Here is a 22,519-nt window from a genome sequence, read left to right on the forward strand (position 1 = left end):
ACACGTTCATTACACGTAAAGATGTACGATGAATAAACAAATAACGCCACCAGCTCGTGAGCCAGTGACGCTATAGTATTTCATACATTTAAAAATTCAATTACGGTGCACGTTTGGGTAACAGCTTCACATACTCGTCAGACAACTTCATCAAGCTGAGCACGTGCTCATAATCAGAACGGTACGGCTCCAAATCCGTGACGGGTTCATACGTTTTTAACGAGTAGGCTGTTCCATCATCAAAGCCCGCACCCGGAATAAACATAATGTCATTATTCACAAATGAACCTGTTGGCAAGTAATACCGGATACCGAATGCATTGTTGTCCATGTTAAGCAGATCGTGTCCAAAGGCTGTAAATTTCTCTTCCTTCAAAGAGACACCCATCAGGTTCATCACCGTTGGCAGTATATCCAATTGACCACCAGGCTGTTCTATAACTTGACCTTTCGCCTGTTTTGGCGCGTGGATCAAGAGTGGGATGTTGAAGCGGCTAACTTTACCGTCATAGGGCACGCCCAGATTGGTCTGGATCTGCTGAGTAATCTCATCGTTTGCCGGCAGGCCGAAATGGTCACCATATATAACGAGTGTTGTATTATCCCATAACCCGTTTGCTTTGAGTTCATTGATCAGTTGACCTACCGCATAATCCGTATAATTGATCGCTTGCAGGTAATCATGCAGGAGCGTATTGGTGATTGTGGCCGGGATCGTAATTCTCGCCCGGTCCGCAGGAACCGTAAACGGTGAGTGGCTGGAAGCTGTAATGAACTGAGCATAGAACGGCTGATTAGCAGCCTGATGCGCAGCCATTTTTTCCACACCTACACGATATAATTCCTCATCCGACGGTCCAAAATCATTAAACTTATCATTCTTGAAGCTGGGTTTGTCGAAGTACCGATTGAATCCAAGCGCCGGATACATTTTGTTCCGGTTCCAGAAGGTAACGTCATTGACGTGGAACGTTTCTGACTCATATCCTTCTTTACCAAGCAGTTTTGGAAGACTTGGCAGATCACGGTCACTATATCCTGCTGACATAGGTACAACTCCGGTTGGATAGATGGATGTGTTCGACATGAACTCAGCATCCGATGTATTTCCCTGTCCGATCTGTTGGAAAAAATGAGAGAAATAATAGCTTTCTTTGGCCAGATCATTCAGAACGGGGGTTAATACCTGACCGTCGAGAGAAGCATTTATCGGGAAGTTTTGAAATGACTCCAGTTGGAGAACAATCAGGTTACTTCCTTTGGCCTGACCAAAATATTTGGTTTTGATAGCAGTGCCCTGACTCGATTTATCCTGATACGGATACTTGCTAACCAGTTGATTAATTTTGTCGATGGTTTCGTTAATATTGCCATTCGCAATGGCTTCATTCTCTTTGCTCGTCAGAATCGCAGATGACACCTGATAATTCAGGAAACCAAGATTTTCGGCACGAACCAGTTCATTATCAATGGTTTCTCCTTTGACAATGAAGCTGCCTGACAGCACGATACAAAATGCAGCCGTAAGGGCAACACCCAACTTGCCCCAATACCGTCTCCGGCTTCTGCCGAAATGGAGTCCACTGTCGCGATAGCTGCTGTTACGAGCTGAGGCACGACGACTGCGCAAGATAAACCATACGGGCAGTGCCAGTACGATATCTACAAAAAACAGGAAGTGCTCAGGTCTTACCAAAGGTCCGATACTGCCTCTCACTTGGGCGACTTGGCCTAGTTCGCTGAGTGCCGTATATGTGGGAACCGAACTGAAATGTACGTTATAGAGTGTCGCTGCGAACAATACCAGCGAGAACAACACATTAAAACCTGCGTACACTGAACGCTTCCAGGCTTTTGGCACGATCAGATCAAGGATACATACCACTGTCAGGGCCCCCAATGCGTCAGTAACGAAACCGATGCCGGACAGACCCTGGAAAAAGAAATACCGCAAAAGCGACAGCTTCAGCAGCATCAGAATGAATAACACGGCAAAAAAGGTCCGTGATGAGGTCCGCTCATTTTTGGAATTAAACATGGTCGCTTTCAACCCTTATCTGAAATTTTTACGTTCCTTTTACAAAACGCATATTTTAGTATAACAGTTTTGGGGTTGGTATTCCATGAGGGGTGGCAGCAGACAAAAAAAAGTTTAAGCAAACTCCTTCTTCTGAAATCTCTCGTTTCTACAAAGTTAAGCTGCTCTTGTTCATGTCCTCATACAGCTTACCCATAATAATTTCATCCACATATGTACCATTTACCAATAAAGACTTAGGCTTGATTCCTTCCTGTTTAAAACCAACCTTATGATATAAAGCTATCGCATTAAAATTATGGCTCATAACAGTCAGCTCAAGACGAGTAATGCCCGCAGTAGGTCTCCACTCTTCCATTGCTGATATTAGATTTTTGCCAATGCCTTGGCCGGTATGAGCCTGTCTTATTCCAATAACGATACTCGCCCGATGTCGGATACGTTCTGCTGTGCCTCCAATGACCGTAAGATGGCCGATGATCTTGCCCTGATGCTCCGCGATCCAGATTGAACTATTCGAAGTAGCGTTCAACTGATCTATAAAACGAGCCTGCCCGCCCAACGTGGTCTTGCGCTCGCCCGGATTATAGAGCATATAAGTACTTTCACGATCCAGTGCCCGATGTAGTTCCAGCAGACGAGCCGCATCTTCGGCACAGGCTTGGCGAATAATAACATCCCCGATTGGCTTCTCCCTCATTTGTAAAATCCACTGTACCGCAGCGTTAAAATCAGTAGCCAAAAAGTCTGCCTCCAGCGCTTCCCATCGGGTACGGTTCTCCTCAAGCGACTCTATGCCTGCTCCGGTCAACACCAATATGCATAAACAGCCAGCTGCACGCGCAGCAGTCATGTCAGACCACCGATCTCCAATAACAATGCATTGTTCAAGATTCAAATCATGTTCTAGTGCTGCCTGTTTGAGCATCGTTGGTTGTGGTTTACGGCATTCACATTGAGCCTCGGCAGGGTGAGGACACACATAGGTGTGCTCAATGCCAAAAAGCCTCATCTCCTGCTGAAAAGCTTTGATCGTTGACTTACCATTTGTAATGCCCGGTTGATTCGTGAATCCAAATAATCGGATACCCTGTCCAGATAGTTTCCGGATGGATTCTTCAACTCCATGATACAGCTCCAGTTCACCAGGGTATCGTATTTCATCTGTACCTCCAATGGTGCCATCCCGGTCGATAAAGATAGCCTGGATAGGGGGATTATCATAAGTAGTCATATTGGATGTCTCTCCTTATGCTTCATTGTGGACGAACATGAATTCCGTTTTTATTTCAAATTAAAAAGAGGTAACGAATCCGCAAGGTGATCGTCATACGTTGACAGCAGACAAGTGAACACCATAAACAAGTTATGTCCACAAAAGCTTTTGCCTCTCTATCATTTCCGTATTATACCATCTGCCGATCCAATTACCTCATTAATCGCTTACCAGAAACATTACGCAATCGTCGATATATCGCCGTCCTGCCTGTTCACATTTGGGTCCTGCTTCTGAGCAAGGAGTGCTGCCTGAGCGGCAGCAATACGAGCAAGCGGTACCTGTTCTGGCAGACAGCTTACATAATCCAGACCAATACGGTGACAAAAAGCAATGGATGCCGGATCGGCTGCATTCTCACCACAGATGCCTGCTTTTAGATGAGGTTTCCGGATTCGGCCCTGAACGAGAGCCATCTCCACCAACTGCCCCACTCCGTCGATATCCAGTACCTGAAATGGATTGCTAGGCAGTGAGCGCTGTGGCTCAACAAAATGAAGGAATGGCTTCTCCGTATTGTGACGGCTATAACCAAACGTCATCTGTGTCAGCTCATCGGTGCCAAACGAGAAGAAGTCCGCATGACGCGCAATAGGAGCTGCGGTCAGTGCCGCTCGAGGAACTTCAATCCGTGCCCCCACTCTGTAGAGACAGTGACGCTTCTCCTCTCCAAGCACCTGGTCCGCTACATGATCCACCAGATCTCTCATGACCTGAAGTTCATTGGCATGACCCACCAAAGGAATCATGATCTCAGGCCGTACCCACTGCCCTTGACGAATGCCCTTCACGGCTGCACGAAAAATGGCTTCAAGCTGCATATCGTAGATTTCAGGGAACACGGTTCCCAGTCGACAGTCCTGCTGCCCTAGCAACGGATATTGTTCATGTAATTCCAGCACCCTGCGGATGACACGCTCAAGCTCCTGCACTTCGGTGTTATTTTCCTCTAGTTTGCTAAGAGCCAACTGCTCACGTCGTTTGTTTAACCTTTCAATATCAGGCAGCAGCTCATGCAGCGGCGGATCAAGCAATCGAATGGTTACCGGATAACCATCCATCGCTTCGAAGAGTTGTTCAAAATCAGCCTGCTGCATCGGCAACAGACGTTCCAGTCCGCGTTTGCGCTCAGCTTCGCTGTCTGCCAGAATCATTTTCTGTACAAAAGGAAATCTCGAAGCAGACAACAACAGTTGTTCTGTCCGACACAATCCAATGCCCTCAGCCCCTAACGCACGGGCCTTCACGGCGTCCTTTGGATGATCCACATTCGAAAGTATTGTAAGCCCCTTCATTTCATCTGCCCATTCAAGTAGAAGCTGCAGCTCTGGTGATAAAGTTGGAGATAATTTCAGCAATTCCTTCACATGCCAAGGCTGGATACGTAATATGGCATCCTCTTTGGTGATTACCCCTTCATCCACGAGATCTACAGTACTCCTCAGCGTCGCCTGTGAGGTTAACCTCGCTTCACTGATTTCCACAAGATACAGGGTCCCAGTATCCACAACAAATTGGACTTCCTGTACCTCTCTCGTGTGAGACTCCAGATAACTGCAAGCGTCCTGCAAAAGACCATACAGTTCAGACTCTTCACTCCGCAGTTGATCCAGTCCTTCATTCGAAGGCCGAGAAGCAGCAGTTGAAACGTAATCCCCTGTCATACCTCGTTCCCCTGTACTTGGATGACGAGAATATACCGTTCCGAACCCGCTGCGGTCACCACGCTCGCCATTGACCATCACCTGTATAAGAACAGCTGCTCCTTGAGTTTCATCGGAGAAAAGAGAAGGATTACGAAGAAGTTCTTGTTGGGAGTTGGACCGTATAACACGCTGTGAATCAGAAACTGCACGTATCACTTCTTTTAGCTGTAACTGAACATCTTGAGGGAAAGGATGACGTCCGTTCTCTTCTATTAAGCGTTTATATTCCGCGATGGCGAATTCTAACTTCGCTTCATCGAGTATCGAGATGTCTCCCCATTTTTCTTCAAATAGGGCATACGGAATGTCGTGCACCAGTTGACCATAATCCTGCAATAAAATTCGATAACAATTAAGGGCATACGGACGATCATTCGTTTGCCTTGCGAAACCCTCCACGGTCACATCATTCAGTCCTACATGAAGCAAAGCATGGGATACTGTACCACGGTGACACGTTTCACTTGACCGGACGGCAAGCAGCAGCGGTGCTGAGGAATCACCGAAGATTTTGCCGGAATGCTTCTCAAGATGCTGAATTGCGCTGCCAATCTCTTGGGCTCCTTCAGCTGAAAGATGTGCAAGACGGGTACAGAACGTGCGACAGCCTTCCTTTGTTACAATGAATCCGGCCGGAACGGGCCAACCTGCCTGGAGCAACGCCGCAAGTCCAGCCCCTTTACTACCCATCAGGCCTTTCATCTCTGCCGTACCTTCTTCCAATAGAACTACCCGTTTTGTCATTACAGCGCTCCCATCTGCCATTACATGGCTGTGCTTAAAAGGCAATTCAGTCACTCGAATTGTCCTTTATCTAATGGTATGTCGCAATACGGCAGTCAAGGACATTTGCTTCCTCTTTTTGTGCTTGAATTGAAGTTGTATGTTGGCCGCTCGTATATGGTAATATAAAGCTTGACTCAATCTAAAAAGCTACATTCAAACGCATACCTGCTTCAACCATGATCAACTACGTATATAAGGAGTGTAAATCAATGTTTACTCAAGTCGGGCAAATTATGTTGTATGTAAATGATCAGGATAAGGCTCTTCAATTTTGGACGGAAAAAGCAGGTTTCCATATCGTTAACGAAGTTAATGGGAACGGCATGCGCTGGATCGAGATTGCCCCTGTGAAGGATGCTCAAACCACCATTATCCTGCACGACAAAGAATTCGTTGCCAAAATGTCCCCTGAATTAAACCTTGGCACACCATCTCTCATGCTTTTCACAGATAACTTGGATCAACTATACACTCACTTATCCAATAAACAAGTTACGGTTGGCGAGATTGTAACGATGCCTGGCGGAAGAGTATTCAACTTTGCAGATGACGAAAACAATTACTTTGCTGTTATGGAGAAAAATTAAATCTCCTGGATCACCTGAGTAATACCACATCAAAAAGCCCGTTCAGTAGTGAACAGGCTTTTTTCTATATATTTTGCTCATATGCAAACATACCTGCATACGTTGCTGTTTTCCCATGTTGTTGCGCAGTAATTCCACGTGATTTTTTGCATATTTATTTTTAAATGGATATACAACTCCACATATTACCCGTTTCTAACGTTAAAGATTTGAGTTAAATTACATACTATAGCGTTTTAAAGGAGGCTTCGATATGTGCGGAAGATTCACGATTACAGATCCAATCGAAGAAATTATGGACAGGTACTATGCTTCTATTGCTGAAGGATATGAGTACAAACCTAATTACAACGCTGCACCTATGCAATTCATCCCGACAATTATCGGTAGCAAAGACGGTAATCGATTGGGGGCGCTCCGATGGGGTTTAGTTCCTAATTGGGCCAAGGATGAAAAAATAGGAAATAAAATGATTAACGCCCGTGTAGAGACCCTCACAGAGAAACCTGCCTTTAAGCGCCTGATCAGTTCCAAGCGTTGTATTATCCCATGCTCGGGATTTTATGAATGGAAAAAGGATGGATCCGTAAAGCAACCCATGCGGATTTTAATGAAAGATGCCTCCATCTTCTCGCTTGCTGGTCTATACGATACTTGGATTGATCCAGAAGGTAACAAGCTTTCAACTTGCACTATCATTACTACGGAACCTAACAATCTTATGGCGGACATCCACGATCGTATGCCAGTCATTCTCCGGCCGCAAGATGAAGCAGATTGGCTAAACAAGGAATCGGACAAGGAAAGCGTTCTGAGGCTTCTCAGCCCGCATGAGGCCGATGAAATGATAGCATACAAGGTGGATTCTGCAGTAGGTAATGTGCGAAATAATAACGAGGAATTGATCAAAGAGGTCAGTTAAGAATAAAAAGGAGCAGCGAGGTTATCCCCTCTGCTCCTTTATGTAATGAATTAATAGAGATATATCATTAAGCTCTAAGGATTCCATATTCTCAGCCATGTCAACGATTGTATACGATTACTCAAGTATAATTCAATTGTGAGATTTAGCAGAGAATGTGATTTTCCTCGTGATTTTTTAAATTAATTTAGTCCTCCCGTGTTGCCTAATTCATCCCAAATACTGCAGTATATCGTCGATTTTCTTTCCGTGGGAGATGACACCATAATTCATCCAGGTCATAAAATCCACCTCATATACATGACCGCTTTTCACTGCAGGCAGCCGTCTCCACTCGTCTCTTTCCAGGAGCTTCCGTTCCTCTCCGGGATAGGCAGAATCCATATTGTCAAATGTAATAAAGAGATGATCTGCTTCAAGCTGACTCAGCTGCTCAAGCCCAATACCGACTCTTCTACTTTGACTCGCCCATTGCTGTACACGGAAATGCGGGGTCAATCCGAGATCTTGATACAATACCGGTCCTACGTAACCATATTGGTTCCCGTAGAGTATAATTTCAGATGACGAAATACGTAAAAGAGCTACCGTTTGTCCCCGCGCATGACGTGCCAACTGTCCCTTGGCCTCAACGGCTTTATCCTCATAGGCACCTATTACATCCTGAACCCGATTTACTTTTCCCAATATATCTGCTGTCGATTTCAAAATGGAACGCCAATCCTCTCCCTCGTGCTCCATATAAAATGTCGGGGCTACTTGCTCAAACCGTTCCAGATTCCAGCGTTGGTATCCGTTGTTCAGCATAATAAATTCAGGTACATTCGTCTCATTAAACCCTATGTCCAGCTGAGTAACATCAAATTCAGGAACATCTTCCAACCCTAAATATTGCTGTCTTCCCCAAGAACGATGGGAAGTTTGCAGTATCGGTTTTATTCCAAGGGCAAGAACAAAGTCCTCCAGATACGGAGCAAACACACGCACCTCTTGACGGTGATGTCGCCGATACAATCCCGGTGAAACACCTGTATATTGCTTGAATCGGCGACCAAAATAATATTCGTTATTAAATCCCACATTCTGTGCAATATCATGCAAGCGATCATCGGTCATCTGTAACAGCAGTTTGGAATGCTCCAATCGTACAGCATTTACATAATCAAGCGGAAGCTTGCCTGTAATCTCCTTGAATTGTCGGGTATAACTGGATCTGGTAAGCCGGATCTCTGCTGCCAGATCGTCAACCGTTATGGGCTGATCATAGTGTTCGCGAATATAACGAATCGAGCTTTGAAGCCGTGCACGGTCATCCGGCGATTCAATCTCGGGATCATTTTGCCGAAGCAGCACACGGAACCACTCCTGAAAACGCAGTTGTATCTCCCATTGGTCCAACCAATCTTGAGCAGTCAGCCCACGCAATATCTGTTCCAACGATTTCAGACAGGAACTCCATGGACTATAATTCAGCTCAATAAGAGGCAACCGATCTGGATCTGATTTAAAGGCTGGCGGCTCGTGTTGCACCGTTTCACCTGTTATACTCAACCTACTGGCCTTATCTTCTTTCACCTCAGCTACCATCAGCTCAATTCTATAATATTGCAGCTCACAGGAGCCTTCAATCACAATGGTACGTCCAGCTGGAACAAACATAATCATCCCTTTTTCCAGACGAGTGTCCCTATTGTCCAAAGAGTCTATTGAGCCTTGCCCACCCGTCACTACGAAAAGAGCGTGTGAGGATGTCTTGTTATATGTCTGCCTGTTGGCGATATCGACTTGGTTATAATCCATGTATTTCATATGTTGAATCAAGCATAACCAGGGCTTGGGAATCAGTTGTACAATCGTGGGACACATATTCATCTTCCTTAATTGAGAATTGTTATCATTTACAATAGTGTAAACGAAAAAAGAAAGCTCTTCAACCCTGAGGGAAGAACTTTCTTATGGAAAAGGGATTATGGCGTCATTTTTTGCAAGAGATCATCAATCTTCATTGTGTTTGCCGTAATCGCACCTGATTGCCAATACGATCTTTCCATCATGTACACATGGTTGTTTTTGACTGCCGGGAGAGATTTCCACAACTTGCTATCCAGCACCTTCAAAGCTTCCTTGTTCTCTGGAGATGACCACTCTCCATTGGATGGAAATACAATAATATGATCCGCATCAAGCTCTGGAAAAGCCTCTTCGGACAGAATTTCCTGATATTCTTCCATCTTGGCGACCAGAGGATGAGGTGTTAGACCAAGCTCCGAATAAAGAAATCCGGTAAATCGATTTTTTACACCGAACAATGCCAATGTATTATTGCTGATATTCAATCGGACAACCGCTACGGTCTCATCCCCAACGGCTTCCTGAAGTTTCGCCTTAGCATCTGAAATCTTGGCATCAAATGCCGCAACAACTTCTTTACCCTTGTCCGGTTTACCGACAACATCGGCAATAGTCGTCAAGATTTGATTGGAATCCTGCAAAATATCTTCAGACAGACGATACGTCGGTGCCACCTTTGAATACATCTCATATTTCTCCATGTCCGCTCCGCCATCCACAATGATGAGATCCGGATCATACTCCAACAAAGCCTCAATGCTACCTGTAGTATCGAATTGAGGCACATCCAGATCCAGATATTCCTGCACACCCCACATCGGATTATACCACTGTACTACAGGTGTGATATCGAGAGCCTTGAGATAATCTTCCACATAAATACCAGCAATCCGCTGTGGATGCACCGGGATCGTCACATCACCGAATTCATCCTGAACGACACGTGTCTCTGCTTCTGTTTCTGTTGTTTCAGATGTACTGCCATCCGAAACCGCTGTCTCAGATGCAGGAGCCTCTTCTGCTTTTGACTCAGAATTTGCACTACACCCCGATATAACTACCACTATGAGTAGCAGTATGATCGTCCACCCTTTGAAGCCTTTACTGAACCTTACCATGATACCCTTCACCCCTATGTAATCTGTTGTTGTATCGGTGAGAACATGTTTTATAAATAATGATTATCATTCTCACTCAATGCTTAGATGAATTGTACCTTATGCTGTGCAAAACTCACAATACACATTCGCAGCTATTTTTTTATACAAACGAAAAGAATATACAACCGTCACCCCCGCTTAACGCAGGGGCAATGTACCTTGTTGATAACGTTCAAGTAATTGCATAACAAATGAATCTTGCATTTCGTCCTGTAACAGGGCAGCGCCAATCAATCCAATATCATCACTGACATATCCGGCCAGTTCAGGATCGCCCGCAAGAGCAATCGTTCGTTTGAAAGCCAATTCCCTGCTTGCACGAAGCACTTCTTCTTCCACGACGTCAGACTGAGCAAACCGTTCAAATGCCTGCATCCACTCATCGGCAAATTCGGAAGCATCCCGTTGATCCAGATAGGCTTCCACATCCAGTCCTTCGAATGTCTGCTGACTAAGAATCCGCCCCTCATTCATATCAGCCAGCAATTTATCCACATCCACTCTACTCATCCGGCTTCCCTCCTCCATTCGGTGCTGTTAAATACATCTCGGGAATCACAAAACGCTTCATCTCACGTTCCCCATCCGCAGTAAAATGATCCAATGCAAGAGCCTGATATTCATTCAGGACATGCTCAAAAATACGAGCAATCACACTACAATCAGCTAAGGCATTGTGCCTGTGAATTCCGTCTGTATTCAGGTCATAATATCGGATCAGGAAATCGGTAGAGATGACCTCGGAGATTTCAGGATGAATATATGTAAACATCGCTTTTGTATCCAACACCGGATTGGTAAACATCGGCAGCCCATTCATATCACAATGTCGTTTCAATATGGGCAAATCATACTCATAACCCGCCTGCGTTACTAACACCTTATCCCCGATGAATTCCAGAAAAGCCTGGTATGCTTCTGCAAATGAGGGAGCCTGGATCATATCCTCATTTGAAATACCCGTTAACTTCGAGACCGCTTCCGGAATCGGTTTAAAGGCACATGCAAGTGAAGTGAACGATGAATCTAATAATTCTCCTTTTTTGTAGTTCATTGCACCAAATTGGGTCACACTCTCCTCTGCCGGATTAATCCCTGTGCCCTCTAGATCAAATATGCAGTACGTTCTATCATGTAAGTTAGGGACTTTTAGCTCTTCAACAGTGTACGTATCCGGCATAAACGTAATCTTCATTCGACTCTCCCCTTTTTCATCTATAGAACGCATATTTCAAAGGACTAAACCTGTTCTTCCCACAATCGTGTTACCTGAACCAGCCTACCATCACGATCGAACTCCAGCTTGTAGATGTCCGGCATCGTTGTATTTGCCCAGAAGTCATAACCGTAGGACGAATCAAAATAATTGAAAATCATCGTCATGATATCCCCATGGGTGCCAATCACTATTTTTTGTTCCGGATGCCTATCCAGAATTCGCTGTATAACAGCAATTGCCCGCGCCCCAGCGACTTCGCCGGATTCTCCACCTGAATAAGCGAATGCAGGATCATCATAGAGCCTTTGTTTGGCTTCCCGAAAATGTTCATGCTTCACTTCAGGACCTGACAGTTCACGCTCACGTAAATCCTCTTCGGTGACCACTATACCACCTGACACTTCAGCCAACCCCTGAATCGTATCCACGGCCCGTCTATACGGGCTGGAATAAAACGATTGTATCTGCTCCCGGTGGAGCAAACCCGCGACGGTCGCCGCATCCCTTTTTCCTTGTTCCGTCAGACCTCGCTCACGTTCCTGCCCTTCCATATATTCAGATTCCGCGTGCCTTACAAAATATAAAGCCGTGTTGGCTTCATTCGTCATCTGTCCGCCATTCCTTTCTTCTTTTCAATCACAATCAGGCAGGTGCTGTCTGGCAAAGGTGCAGGTTGACCCTGTTCATCCATAAATATAATTCGTTCTCCAAGCGCCTCCGTATATCCTTCTTGAAGAAAGTGTCTTAATGTAATAATCTCGGCTTGCTCACCCAGCGCTTCGCGAATACTTTGCTCATATGCCGATGGGGTAAATATGCCGAATTGTTCCTGAATCTCATGGACATATGCTTCTTCGCCCCATGTATAGGTGTACAGAAATTCCATCGCATCGTTGATATCCAGCAGCGCTTCGTCCTCAGAGATTCGCTCGAATTCAATGCTGCGTCCCTGGAAATCCTGCGTATACCGCTCCAGCCATCGCATCCCATCCGGTTCAAGGAAACGAATTCGACGCTTCTGCCCTTCGGGTTCAGTCATGATGCCATCCCTGATCAGAATTCGGCCCCCGGGGGATAACACGTTAAATGAACTTCTTAGCGCAGCTACGACCGTATCCCTGTTAAATCTTCGTCCGTCACGTTCAATATACGAATACAGTTCATGCAGAATGGATGAAAAAATAACCGTATCCACCGTACCTGGCTGCACGTATTGATCCAGTTGGAGAGCATCTCCCTTCAATACTTGCCAGCGATGTGCCTCCCGCTGCTTTTTGCGCTCCAACGCCTCAATAACATTCGCTGAAATATCAATGCCGATTGGTTCCATCTCAGGTCGTTCCTGCTCAATCAGATCGAGCAATATTCCACCGCCGGGACCGATATCGAGCACACGTTTGCCAACCATGTAATCCAGCAGTACTTTCTTGTAATCACCTGAGCTATTCATGTCGGCCAGATACGTCTCTTCATTATGGAACCGATCATACGCATCCCGACGGAGTCCAAATAGGTCAAATAACAACAGCACAGCCTTTTCGTATAACGGAGACTTTTCTGCTTCAATACAAAATGCAATTAGCTTCTCGGCCGCCGGGGAAAATTCAAATGTCACAAATACCGTATCCCGCAATTCCGGGTGCCGCTCAATCCGATGTGTCAGATGGGGGTAAGTAATCGTTTCACCTGCTTCAATCTGCTCCCACGAATATTGCTCCAAATACTTTTCAATCATTCGTTTCTTGTAAACATTCAGTTTCTTGACACCTTTATAATCGTAATACATCGTGTTCATTAATGGTTCGAAGCTGATATGCCTTACCATATCCCCTTGTTGCTCCTGTGAAGTCGAGTTCAAGCCCACTCCTTCTTCTTCGGTTACTCTGCCTATGCCTGTGCTGTTCATCGTCAAATCATCTACAGATAACATTCCCTCACTGTGCAGCGTCAAAAGGAAGATCTTAACCATCTCCTGCAATGAAAAATCATGCATCGCTGACTCCACATACCATAAGGTCCGATGAGCCAGAGGAGCGAGAAGTTTCTCTATCTCAAGCTGGGCTTGAAGTTTCGCATATGCTTCATCCATCGCTTCTCCCTGACGTATAGATGTGCTCCGTAAGCGTGACAAACGCTCCTTCACATTCCAGTCTGTATGATCCGGCTTTGTAATAATCCAACCTACGATACGCTGCACTTCAGCCTGAACTTGATTCCACAACGCTGGATCAACACCAGCAATGATACATTCATTTAATGCGATCAGGATGGCCTGCAATTCATCTGCGGTCAGCCACCCTTGCGTTATGAACGAGTGCAGTGGGGCATTTTCGGCAAATGGAATTTCTCCTCTTATGTACTGACCAATAAGTCCGTGTGTGGCAATAAGGGTACGAATGATCTCATGCCGAGGTGTGGGTGAACCATATGCAGTTTGCGCAATTTGTGTATTACCGCTTGGATCATCATTTGATAAATCACGTGAGGATTCTGATCGAGATGAATGTTCCTCCTCACGATGGCCTTGCTTGCCATGCAAATTTCCAACACTTCCATACATGTCATATAGCTGTGCTGAACCGACATTGTGCACGAACAGGTTAACCCCCTGTTTCTGCCATTTTCGCCGCTGTTTCGGTGATCCTGCCTTTGCCGTTTCCGACCAGACCAATACATCCTCCAGAATTTCTCGCATCCAAAAAGAAACCTGAAGTCGCTCCAGCACCAGGAGTGTACGTTCTACGTAATCCAGTACCGGATTCGTGCCTTCCAGTTCAGCTATAGAATGAATGCGTTCCAGGTTAATATTCGGCTGCTCTGCCGCTGCCAGCAGCTGCAGCCACAGTGGCTGCTCCCCCTCCGGGAGATGGCCTGACTTGTAAGATTGTATGGCCTTTAATGCGTTCAGCATGAATTTCTTCACCTCGTTATCCTTATTAGTTACACTAAATATGTCATTTCAGCAGACGAATACGATTCTGCACAAGCTTGATTAACTGATCCGCTTCCACTGCAGGTAACCTCTCATCTAGACGTGCAGCCGCGACAGGCAAAATCCAGGCATCCAGCTCCTGGCGAGATATCCCGGAAATCTGGATGTAATGTTGGATATAATGATCCAGCATTACATTGCGAGCCAATTCAAATCCCTTATGAACAGCCGGGTCTGTATCCTCCGACAACGTGCCGCTCATTAATATTACCCAGCTTCGTGCCACATCACCCGCTGGATCACCCGACATGCCTGTCATCCAGTCTATAACCCAATATTGATCTCTCATTTCATTTAACATGACATTATCGGGATGAAAGTCGCCATGACAAATTTGCTTTCGCTCTGGAAGCGACGACATATAATTGATAACCTGCACCTTATCTTCTTCCGACAATAGAGAGGTATTGCGAATGGCCCCAGTAAGAATCTGCTTTTGTGTGGGGAGTGCTCCTTCATCATCCTGTTGGGCGTGAAGGCTATGATGACAGGCTGCCATTTGACGCGATAGTTCTTCGATCAACACGGGCTCCTGAATCATGAGGGATAACATCGTGTTGCCTTCAATCCGTTCAAATATAATCCCTTTACGCGATTCATCATCCATATACAATCTTGCCTGTGGCACAGGTAGGCCCTTTTGGAATACCGCCTCGGTAATTCGAAACTCATTCTGGACAGCTTCGGTTGAAAAATCCGCATGGTATAATTTCATAATCTGATTTGATGGGTACTCATAGATCTCAGCCGTTCTTCCTTGCCCAATCCGTCTCATTCTTCACTCTCCCTGACATGAGTAGACTACCTAATGCAGTACGATCCCTGTTGAAACACTACTAATTCAGTGCTGTTTATCGCTGTTGATGTTCATCCACGGCTGCCATCAATTCATTCATGATTCGTTGTCTCCCCAGTGGAGTCCAGCTCATCACAAACCAATTGGGAATGCGCTTAACTTTTCCATCCTTCACCGCCGGAATCTGGGGCCATGCTGCCGTCCTGGTCAACTGGTCATACATTTTGTCACTACCGGCGAGAATATGATGATGATGAATTAACAAATGTTCCGTCTCCAATACAGGCATGGACTCCGGTTGCAGCTCCATACGCCACAGTTCTGCAGGAGCCTGATTACCCGGGCGCAGACCAAGCTCGCCGTATACCAATTCATTGAGCGGATGATTCACCCTGCCCTGAATGCCAATCGTCCGGTGGCTCACTTGCATGATGGTCATCCGTTCCTGGCCCAGTATCCGGCGCAATGTCTGGCCTGTTGTCTCAGTCTGCACATCCAGACGAGTCAGCATCTCCGCAGCCTCACGTTCCCGGTTCACCAACTCGGCAATTTTCTCAAAGTTTCCTTTCCAGTCCCACACAGAGAAATCCAGAAATACAGGCGCAGCCGTTTGTTTAAACTGCTCTTTGAACTCTGTATGATAATGATCGGCAATGATCATATCTGGATTGGACTGCTCCAATTCCAGCAGTTGGCTGTGCAATTGTTCCGCATACTGTTCATTGCTCTGTCCTGGATACTGGAATAAATCCACCACACAGACCGGCTCGATTCCAACTGATTTCAGATGGTCGTCGAAACCGAGCGAGGATGCTACAGCCACCTTTAACTTGCCTCGCTTCATATATAATGTAGGGGATACACCCACCATGCGCTGAAACATGCGGCTAAAATAAAATTCACTACGAAACCCGACTGCAGCTGCCACTTCCTTCACTCGACTGTTCTTCGTATTCAGCATCTGCTTGGCCCGGGTCATGCGCACATTGCTCAGGTACTCGACTGGTGGCAGACCTGTTTCACTTCGGAACAAACGTGAAAAAGCAACCGGCGGCATGCCACCTGCTGCTTCAGCCAGCTGTTCAATGCTTACTTTGTCCGTATAGTGCTGCTCCATATAAAGGATGCTGCGTTCAACCCGTTCATCCATTACGGTAGTCGGCTGTTCCGGTTCATTTTTCATAATATTCTGGATCAATTGCTCTAACTGAATTCTCAAATTCAATGAATCCCGATTTCGTTCCTGCCGACTGTGATGATACAACTGCACGATCTGTTGGAGGATCTGTTGTGGATAATGCACGAGAATATGTCCTGGTGAGAGTGCTCCGGATAAGGATAAGGATGGCAATGCTTCATATCTACCTCTGGCCTTGGTTAGCCGGATCGGTTCAAACCATATGCCATAGTATTCAAACGTGCTGCCTTGTTCCGGGAATTCCACAATCATGCCGGGTACAAGCAAATATAACTGGAGAGGACGAACCTTCTGGAGCGCACCATCCAGTACAACAACTCCTTCGCCCTCTGTAATAAAGCATAATATGTATACAGGGACCCGAACATGTTTGGCTTGTCGGGTCATGGGAAACTTTCGTTTACGTACTGAAGATAAAAGATAGATTAGATTGGCTTCGTTCACATATGATGGCATGAAAAAATGCACCAGCCTTTCTTGCATTCTGAATCCTTTTCTTCATTATATCTCTCTGCGTCGTAACAGCAAATACATCATATATGGAGCCCCGATAATCGCCGTAATTAATCCGGCTGGAATTTCATACGGAGCGAAACATGTCCGTCCGGCGAGATCTGCGAGCATGACGATCAGTCCTCCAAGCAACGCTGCAATCGGTAAACGAACGAGACTCCGACTTCCTGCCAGATGTTTTGCCATGTGAGGAGCCATTAAGCCAACAAATCCAATCGTTCCTGCCATCGACACCGCGGACCCGGCGAGCCCTACACTCATCAGAAGGAACAACACCCGCATAGTCTCTACCCGCAGACCCAGTCCAGTTGCCGACTGGACATCGAGCAGAAACATATCCAGCCGTCTGGACATCCATATTAATAGAAGAAACAGGAGCAGCATCCACGGCAATAAAGGCCAAAAGTGTTCCCACGTTCGTCCGTATAGACTGCCTGCCATCCACACGGAAGCCTGAGAGACCCGGAATATTTTGCCCACCGTCAGCAAATAGGTGATTAATGCGCCAGCCATTGCAGAGATGCCCACACCAATCAGCAGCATGCGAACCGTGGAACTCGCCTCTCCTTTTCTCCATGACAATCCATAGATTACCGTGGCCGCGAGAAAGGCTCCAACGAATGCAATCCAAGGCATGTGCCGCATTGGAAAGGTAGGAACCAGCACCATGACGGCAACCACCGCCGCAGCCGCACCCGAATTCAGCCCAATTACGCCAGGTGATGCCAGAGGATTCCTTGTAATGACCTGTAGGATTGTACCCGCCAATGCCAGACCGCACCCAACCAGAAAACCGGTCAGTACCCGGGGCAGCCTTAACTGATGAATGGTGAAGTGATATTCCTGATCTCCCCTGCCCATCAAGCTACGCAATACTTCTCCCGGAGGGATGGAGCGATCTCCTAACATCACATTAAGCACAAGCACCCCCACATTCAATAACAACAGAATCAGAATAAGGGTGATAGCACGTTTCTTTATAATAGAAGAAATCATATCGATCTCTCCTTTCTTTGGGCCAAATAGATGAGGAAAGGAGCACCGAAGAAGGCTGTAACCACCCCAACAGGAATTTCCTGCCCAGGCAACACAAATCTCGCTCCAATATCTGCTGTGAGCAGCAGTAGTGCCCCCAGAACAGCAGAGTACGGAACTACCCAGCGATAATCACTGCCTGTTATTGATCTTGCAATATGCGGAACGGCTAACCCGATAAATCCGATTGGTCCGGCAAGTGCCACGGCACTGCCAGCCAGCAGAACAATCGAGATAATACAGATGATCCTAATCATCTTCATTCGCTGTCCTAATCCTTGAGCCACTTCATCTCCTAATCCAAAAATGTTCAATTGACTGCTTAATGCAAACGAACCGACGATGCCAAGGATCAGATAAGGCAGAATTTGAATAAACAGATCGAGATCTCTGCCTGTCAATGAACCCGCCAACCAGAAACGCATCGTATCCAAAGACTGCTCATTCAGGATAAGAATGCCTTGTGTCAGTGAAGCAAATAACAAATTTAATGTAGCCCCTGCGAGAACTATTTTTACGGAAGATAAGGGTTGTCTGCCCGTGGAACTGAGAAGGAAAACCATCACGCCTGCAACCGCGGCCCCCAACAGCGCAGACCATGCAAATAATTGTAGAGACGTCGTTCCCAGCCAAAAGGAAGCAAGCACCGCGGTAAGTGCCGCGCCATAATTAATACCGAACAGTTCAGGGCCTGCCAGAGCATTGCGGCTAATCGCCTGCATTAGGCACCCGGCCACAGCCAGTGAGCTGCCAACCACTGCGGCAATAACCGCTCTTGGCAGCCTAACGGTTTGAATGATCAGGTGTTCACGCGATCCGTCAAAGGCATAGAACGTATCCACAACAGAACGCAATGGAATCTGTACAATGCCATACATGATGCTGAATAGAAACGCGAGAAGTGTCAACACGATGATCGTTGCTAAACCAGTGATTTTAAACCTGGTGTTTGTGTTCATTTTTACGCCTCCGACCTGCATGCTGCTTGATTTATGTACTTCAATATGTTGTAAAAATCAGTAAAAAAACGGACTGTCAAAATTTTTCCTTCTATTATATAGGGATAAATATAGAGCACGAATATAACCGTGGCACGAGTCCTATGCAGAAAAATCAGAAAAATTGGATCGTCACATTCGACGACCCAATTTTACAGTTAAGCTATGACCACTTGGAAGCATAATTGCAATTGATAAAGTGCTGATTTCACAATCCATTGTCTCTGGAAAAGGTGCAGCATGTTTGCGTTTAGTTGGCTACATAGGTGTTCAGGTCATCCACGACCTTGTTTACAGCCTGGATGCCCAGGCCACTCATCCAGTACTCCCAGTCAACCGGTTGCACAGCTTCGTTTTGGACTCCTTTCAACGTTGCCCACAATTTACTTTTCTCCAGCTTGGCGAATGCATCCGGCTCACGGTTAAACCAGAAGATTACGTCACCATCGAGATCAGCAATCTGTTCTTCCGTAATATCCTTGGAGAAGCCTGCATCCTGCTGTGCGGCGGGACGAGTAATTCCGGCATCTTCCATAATCGTACCTGCAAAGGTTTCTTTCAGATAGACCTGAATTTTGTCTTCACGGGGACGGAACAGCGATACTTCCTTGGCATCTTTGCCTGCAAGCGTGGATTTCAATTCCTCAATGCGCTGCTGATATGTATCCAACAGCTTCTTGCCATCTTCCAGCTTGTTTACTGCATCGGCATGAAGCTGCAGATTTTCTTTCCAGGTAACCCCGAGTGTTTCTACAAACACCGTAGGCGCGATTTGTTTTAACTGATCATGGATAGCATCATGTGTATCTTTATTACCAATGATCAAATCCGGCTTCAGTGCATCGATAGCCTCCAGGCTTGGTTCATTCACCGATCCGATATTCTCAATGCCTTCTGTGCCTTTTAGATAAGCCGGATACGGATCGCCTGCTGCCAGGATGGAAGGTGCGCCTACAGGTTTAATGCCCAACTCGAGCAAATTATCCAAGGCCCCAATGTCCAGTACCACAATTCGACTTGCATTGGTTGGAACCTGTACCTCACCATATGCATCTTTGACGGTACGTGTATCGCCAGTATTGGCTACGGTTTCTTCTTGCTTTGGTTCGGTTGGTGCTGTTTCCGCTGCTGTACCATTGGCTGCACCCGATCCCGAATTTCCACAACCCGCTAGCACCAGCATCAGTACTGCCAACATAGCAAAATGTACCCATGATTTCATTCCAATCCTCTTTCTCTCTACTTGCATCCCATCCAACCCCCTGATCCTATTTAATAACCTAATCAATAATGATTATCATTATTAAAACAATATCCCACAATTCCAGTTTCTGTCCATGCAATATTCTTTTGATCTCATATACTATTTTTTAATTCATCCTCATTAGACCCAAATTTATCCATAATCCGGTGCGCCAGTGGATTCGGAACCTGATGAATGCGCAATTCATCATCTGGGAACATACGACGCTTGGTCAATTGCTCTACTCCGATCTCAGGATCAAACAAGGAATACCGTTCGTAACGCTCATGAAATTCAGGGAAACGTTGTTGATAGCCGGTAATAATCTTACGAACTTTGTTCCAGAAGGTCTGCTCTCTGATCTGGTAATGCTCGTGCATGAACAAAGCCAGCTCTCCAAGATTGATAAAGAAAAAGGCATCATGTATGAAATCCCGCACTTCTGTCGGTTCTTCCGTCTCCAGGAATGAATTACGGTTCACACGGCGGTGATATTCCGGTACCTCGACAAGCGCTGGACAGAGCTTTGGATCGGCAAGTGCCTCTCTTGTAAATCGAATTCCATCGTGAAAATCCTTCAGCGCAATGCGTGAGGGTCTGCCTTCCCGGTGAATTAGCAGCATATTCTGTGCATGAGACTCTAGCGCAATCCCATGAGCGAATAACCAGTGAATGAGCGGTCGTACCGCAGTCAGCAGCAGCTCGGACAGCCATTCATCAGCACCCAGCTTTTTCACCCAAGGATCAATCGCCGGGCGCCCTGCATAGTCCAGTGTAGACAATGCATTAAACGGAATCGCTGATTCACCCGGTTCCAGCCGGGAATGTACACTTTCTCTCCAAATGCAGGACAACACACCATACGAGAGTGGCTTCAAAACATCCGGTATCTGATGATTGTCGTATGCAACGCCAGCAATCTCTCCCAAAAGAATGACACGCAGTTCATCCCTCAAGTAGGGATCTTGCTTACTAATTCCCTGCAGCCAATCGGTAATGCGAGGTCCATTCTCAACCGTATGTGGGGCGATCACCCTACTAGTTGATGTGTTGATCATACTAAGCGACAGCTTCAAGTACGGTGAATTGGGACGTGATCGGTTAGCTAGCGTGCGAATCGACTGTTGAGCAGTATATCGGTCTTCGCTGCTTCCAAGCGGTACGATGCTCCCGTTACGAATATCTTCTGCAAGTACAGAACTGATCGTTGTTCGCCATTGCCACGGATGGACTGGCATCATCACATACTCTGCCGGATCAGCACCCATTTCCTGTAGTGCCGTGAGGAAGCGATCCAACACTTGTTCGCCAAGTTGATTCTGAAGCCATTCCCTTGCAGCCGGTCCATGTTCATTCGTGCCATGACTTATCCGTGCGTTTTGCTTATGAATTCCCACCCATATCGGTTTAATGCATCCGCGGAACTCGGGTCCATATTCAAGCTGATCTTCGATTCGGAAGCCGATGCGGGATTTATAACTTGGATGGTATGGATGACCCTCGATAATTCCACTTTCCCAGTCTTCATCGGGAAGAGCATGGAGATCAGTCTGCCGCTCAGCCCGTACATATCTCGCCAGTGTGTCATTGATCAGCGTCTGTTCCAGTTCTTTAACGAAATGCAGCAGCTTCCCTTCATCCGCGCCTATAGCTGGTCCAATTTCCAGCAAAAATAGAGAAATCGACTCCGCTTCTTGCCCATCTTCTACAGCCTGAATACGTTCTCCCTTTTGAATGCTGCTACTTCCCGAACCCCAAGACGGAGTCTCATCCATAAAGACACGTCTTGTAATCGGTTCATGGTTCAGCCGTAAACGACCAAAGGTGAGATGGCTCGTTCCCCTGCATGCGTAAATAACCCGTTCGCCGTTCAGACCAAGACCCTCTATTTCCCAAACGTTGAACCCCTGCTCCTCCCTTGAGGTATATTCCATAACACCTTCGTACATCAAGGATTCAACCAACTGCTTGAATATGCGTCTGCGTGCATCGGTATAGTGGTGTGAAGACAGGGATGCGGTGTAAAATTTTCTTAGCTGCTCTTGCCAATGCTCCTTCTCCACTCCAACTCTAGAGCGTGCCACACCATTTCCTGAGTGGCTAGAGGATTCATCTATGCAAAACGGTTGCCCGTCCTGATCCTCATCATGGCTCTGATATTCCGATATTCTCGTACTTTCCATGCGCATGCTTCCTCCC

17 protein-coding genes are annotated in these 22,519 nt (G+C 46.3%); 2 read left to right on the top strand and 15 right to left on the bottom strand.

Features of this window, described 5'->3' with window-relative positions; translation table 11 throughout:
• Positions 1 to 100: 100 nt before the first annotated feature.
• The 3 genes from MHB84_RS00105 to MHB84_RS00115 form a co-directional block, all read right to left on the bottom strand.
• On the bottom strand, positions 101 to 2,038 hold the full coding sequence (locus MHB84_RS00105; protein WP_076289714.1) for an LTA synthase family protein: 1,938 nt from the start codon (positions 2,036 to 2,038) through the stop codon (positions 101 to 103).
• Between the two features lie 148 nt (positions 2,039 to 2,186).
• Complete coding sequence (locus MHB84_RS00110; protein ID WP_076289713.1) at positions 2,187 to 3,272, bottom strand: HAD-IIIA family hydrolase; 1,086 nt, start codon at positions 3,270 to 3,272, stop codon at positions 2,187 to 2,189.
• A gap of 221 nt (positions 3,273 to 3,493) precedes the next feature.
• The gene (locus MHB84_RS00115) at positions 3,494 to 5,764 is read right to left on the bottom strand and encodes a putative PEP-binding protein (protein WP_076289712.1); all 2,271 of its coding nucleotides are present in this window, start codon (positions 5,762 to 5,764) and stop codon (positions 3,494 to 3,496) included.
• Between the two features lie 251 nt (positions 5,765 to 6,015).
• Here MHB84_RS00115 and MHB84_RS00120 point away from each other — a divergent pair, with 251 nt between their 5' ends.
• Both MHB84_RS00120 and MHB84_RS00125 read left to right on the top strand, forming a co-directional pair.
• Positions 6,016 to 6,393, top strand: a complete 378-nt coding sequence (locus MHB84_RS00120) for a VOC family protein (protein WP_053779906.1) — start codon at positions 6,016 to 6,018, stop codon at positions 6,391 to 6,393.
• A gap of 253 nt (positions 6,394 to 6,646) precedes the next feature.
• A complete protein-coding gene (locus MHB84_RS00125) occupies positions 6,647 to 7,315 on the top strand; it encodes an SOS response-associated peptidase (protein WP_076289711.1) in 669 nt (222 codons plus the stop codon).
• Positions 7,316 to 7,525: 210 nt separating this feature from the next.
• Here the strand turns inward: MHB84_RS00125 and MHB84_RS00130 are convergent, their stop codons facing one another.
• The 12 genes from MHB84_RS00130 to MHB84_RS00185 form a co-directional block, all read right to left on the bottom strand.
• The gene (locus MHB84_RS00130; RefSeq protein WP_076289710.1) at positions 7,526 to 9,181 is read right to left on the bottom strand and encodes an AraC family transcriptional regulator; all 1,656 of its coding nucleotides are present in this window, start codon (positions 9,179 to 9,181) and stop codon (positions 7,526 to 7,528) included.
• Positions 9,182 to 9,282: 101 nt separating this feature from the next.
• Positions 9,283 to 10,284, bottom strand: coding sequence for an ABC transporter substrate-binding protein (locus MHB84_RS00135; RefSeq protein ID WP_076289709.1), 1,002 nt, complete (start codon positions 10,282 to 10,284; stop codon positions 9,283 to 9,285).
• Between the two features lie 180 nt (positions 10,285 to 10,464).
• Positions 10,465 to 10,836 carry a hypothetical protein gene (locus tag MHB84_RS00140; RefSeq protein ID WP_076289708.1) on the bottom strand — a complete coding sequence of 124 codons (372 nt, stop codon included), beginning with the start codon at positions 10,834 to 10,836 and terminating at the stop codon, positions 10,465 to 10,467.
• Positions 10,829 to 11,521, bottom strand: coding sequence for a 3'-5' exonuclease (locus tag MHB84_RS00145; RefSeq protein ID WP_076289707.1), 693 nt, complete (start codon positions 11,519 to 11,521; stop codon positions 10,829 to 10,831). The genes MHB84_RS00140 and MHB84_RS00145 overlap by 8 nt, the downstream gene beginning before the upstream one ends.
• Before the next feature lie 44 nt (positions 11,522 to 11,565).
• On the bottom strand, positions 11,566 to 12,153 hold the full coding sequence (locus MHB84_RS00150) for a histidine phosphatase family protein (RefSeq protein WP_076289706.1): 588 nt from the start codon (positions 12,151 to 12,153) through the stop codon (positions 11,566 to 11,568).
• The gene (locus MHB84_RS00155) at positions 12,150 to 14,456 is read right to left on the bottom strand and encodes a class I SAM-dependent methyltransferase (RefSeq protein WP_076289705.1); all 2,307 of its coding nucleotides are present in this window, start codon (positions 14,454 to 14,456) and stop codon (positions 12,150 to 12,152) included. Before MHB84_RS00155 ends, MHB84_RS00150 begins: the two co-directional genes overlap by 4 nt.
• A 43-nt stretch (positions 14,457 to 14,499) precedes the next feature.
• Positions 14,500 to 15,312 (bottom strand): phosphotransferase family protein, encoded by an 813-nt coding sequence (locus MHB84_RS00160; protein WP_076289704.1) that lies wholly within the window; start codon positions 15,310 to 15,312, stop codon positions 14,500 to 14,502.
• A gap of 76 nt (positions 15,313 to 15,388) precedes the next feature.
• Entirely contained in the window at positions 15,389 to 16,987 is a 1,599-nt protein-coding gene (locus MHB84_RS00165) for a helix-turn-helix domain-containing protein (RefSeq protein ID WP_179087164.1), read from the bottom strand.
• 45 nt (positions 16,988 to 17,032) lie between these two features.
• A complete protein-coding gene (locus tag MHB84_RS00170; RefSeq protein WP_076289702.1) occupies positions 17,033 to 18,040 on the bottom strand; it encodes a FecCD family ABC transporter permease in 1,008 nt (335 codons plus the stop codon).
• On the bottom strand, positions 18,037 to 19,038 hold the full coding sequence (locus tag MHB84_RS00175) for a FecCD family ABC transporter permease (RefSeq protein ID WP_076289701.1): 1,002 nt from the start codon (positions 19,036 to 19,038) through the stop codon (positions 18,037 to 18,039). The genes MHB84_RS00170 and MHB84_RS00175 overlap by 4 nt, the downstream gene beginning before the upstream one ends.
• A gap of 289 nt (positions 19,039 to 19,327) precedes the next feature.
• The gene (locus MHB84_RS00180; protein WP_076289760.1) at positions 19,328 to 20,299 is read right to left on the bottom strand and encodes an ABC transporter substrate-binding protein; all 972 of its coding nucleotides are present in this window, start codon (positions 20,297 to 20,299) and stop codon (positions 19,328 to 19,330) included.
• A gap of 134 nt (positions 20,300 to 20,433) precedes the next feature.
• Positions 20,434 to 22,509 carry an IucA/IucC family protein gene (locus MHB84_RS00185; RefSeq protein WP_179087163.1) on the bottom strand — a complete coding sequence of 692 codons (2,076 nt, stop codon included), beginning with the start codon at positions 22,507 to 22,509 and terminating at the stop codon, positions 20,434 to 20,436.
• Positions 22,510 to 22,519: the final 10 nt, after the last annotated feature.

The sequence above is a fragment of the Paenibacillus sp. FSL F4-0087 genome, assembly GCF_038020215.1.
GTDB lineage: Bacteria > Bacillota > Bacilli > Paenibacillales > Paenibacillaceae > Paenibacillus > Paenibacillus taichungensis.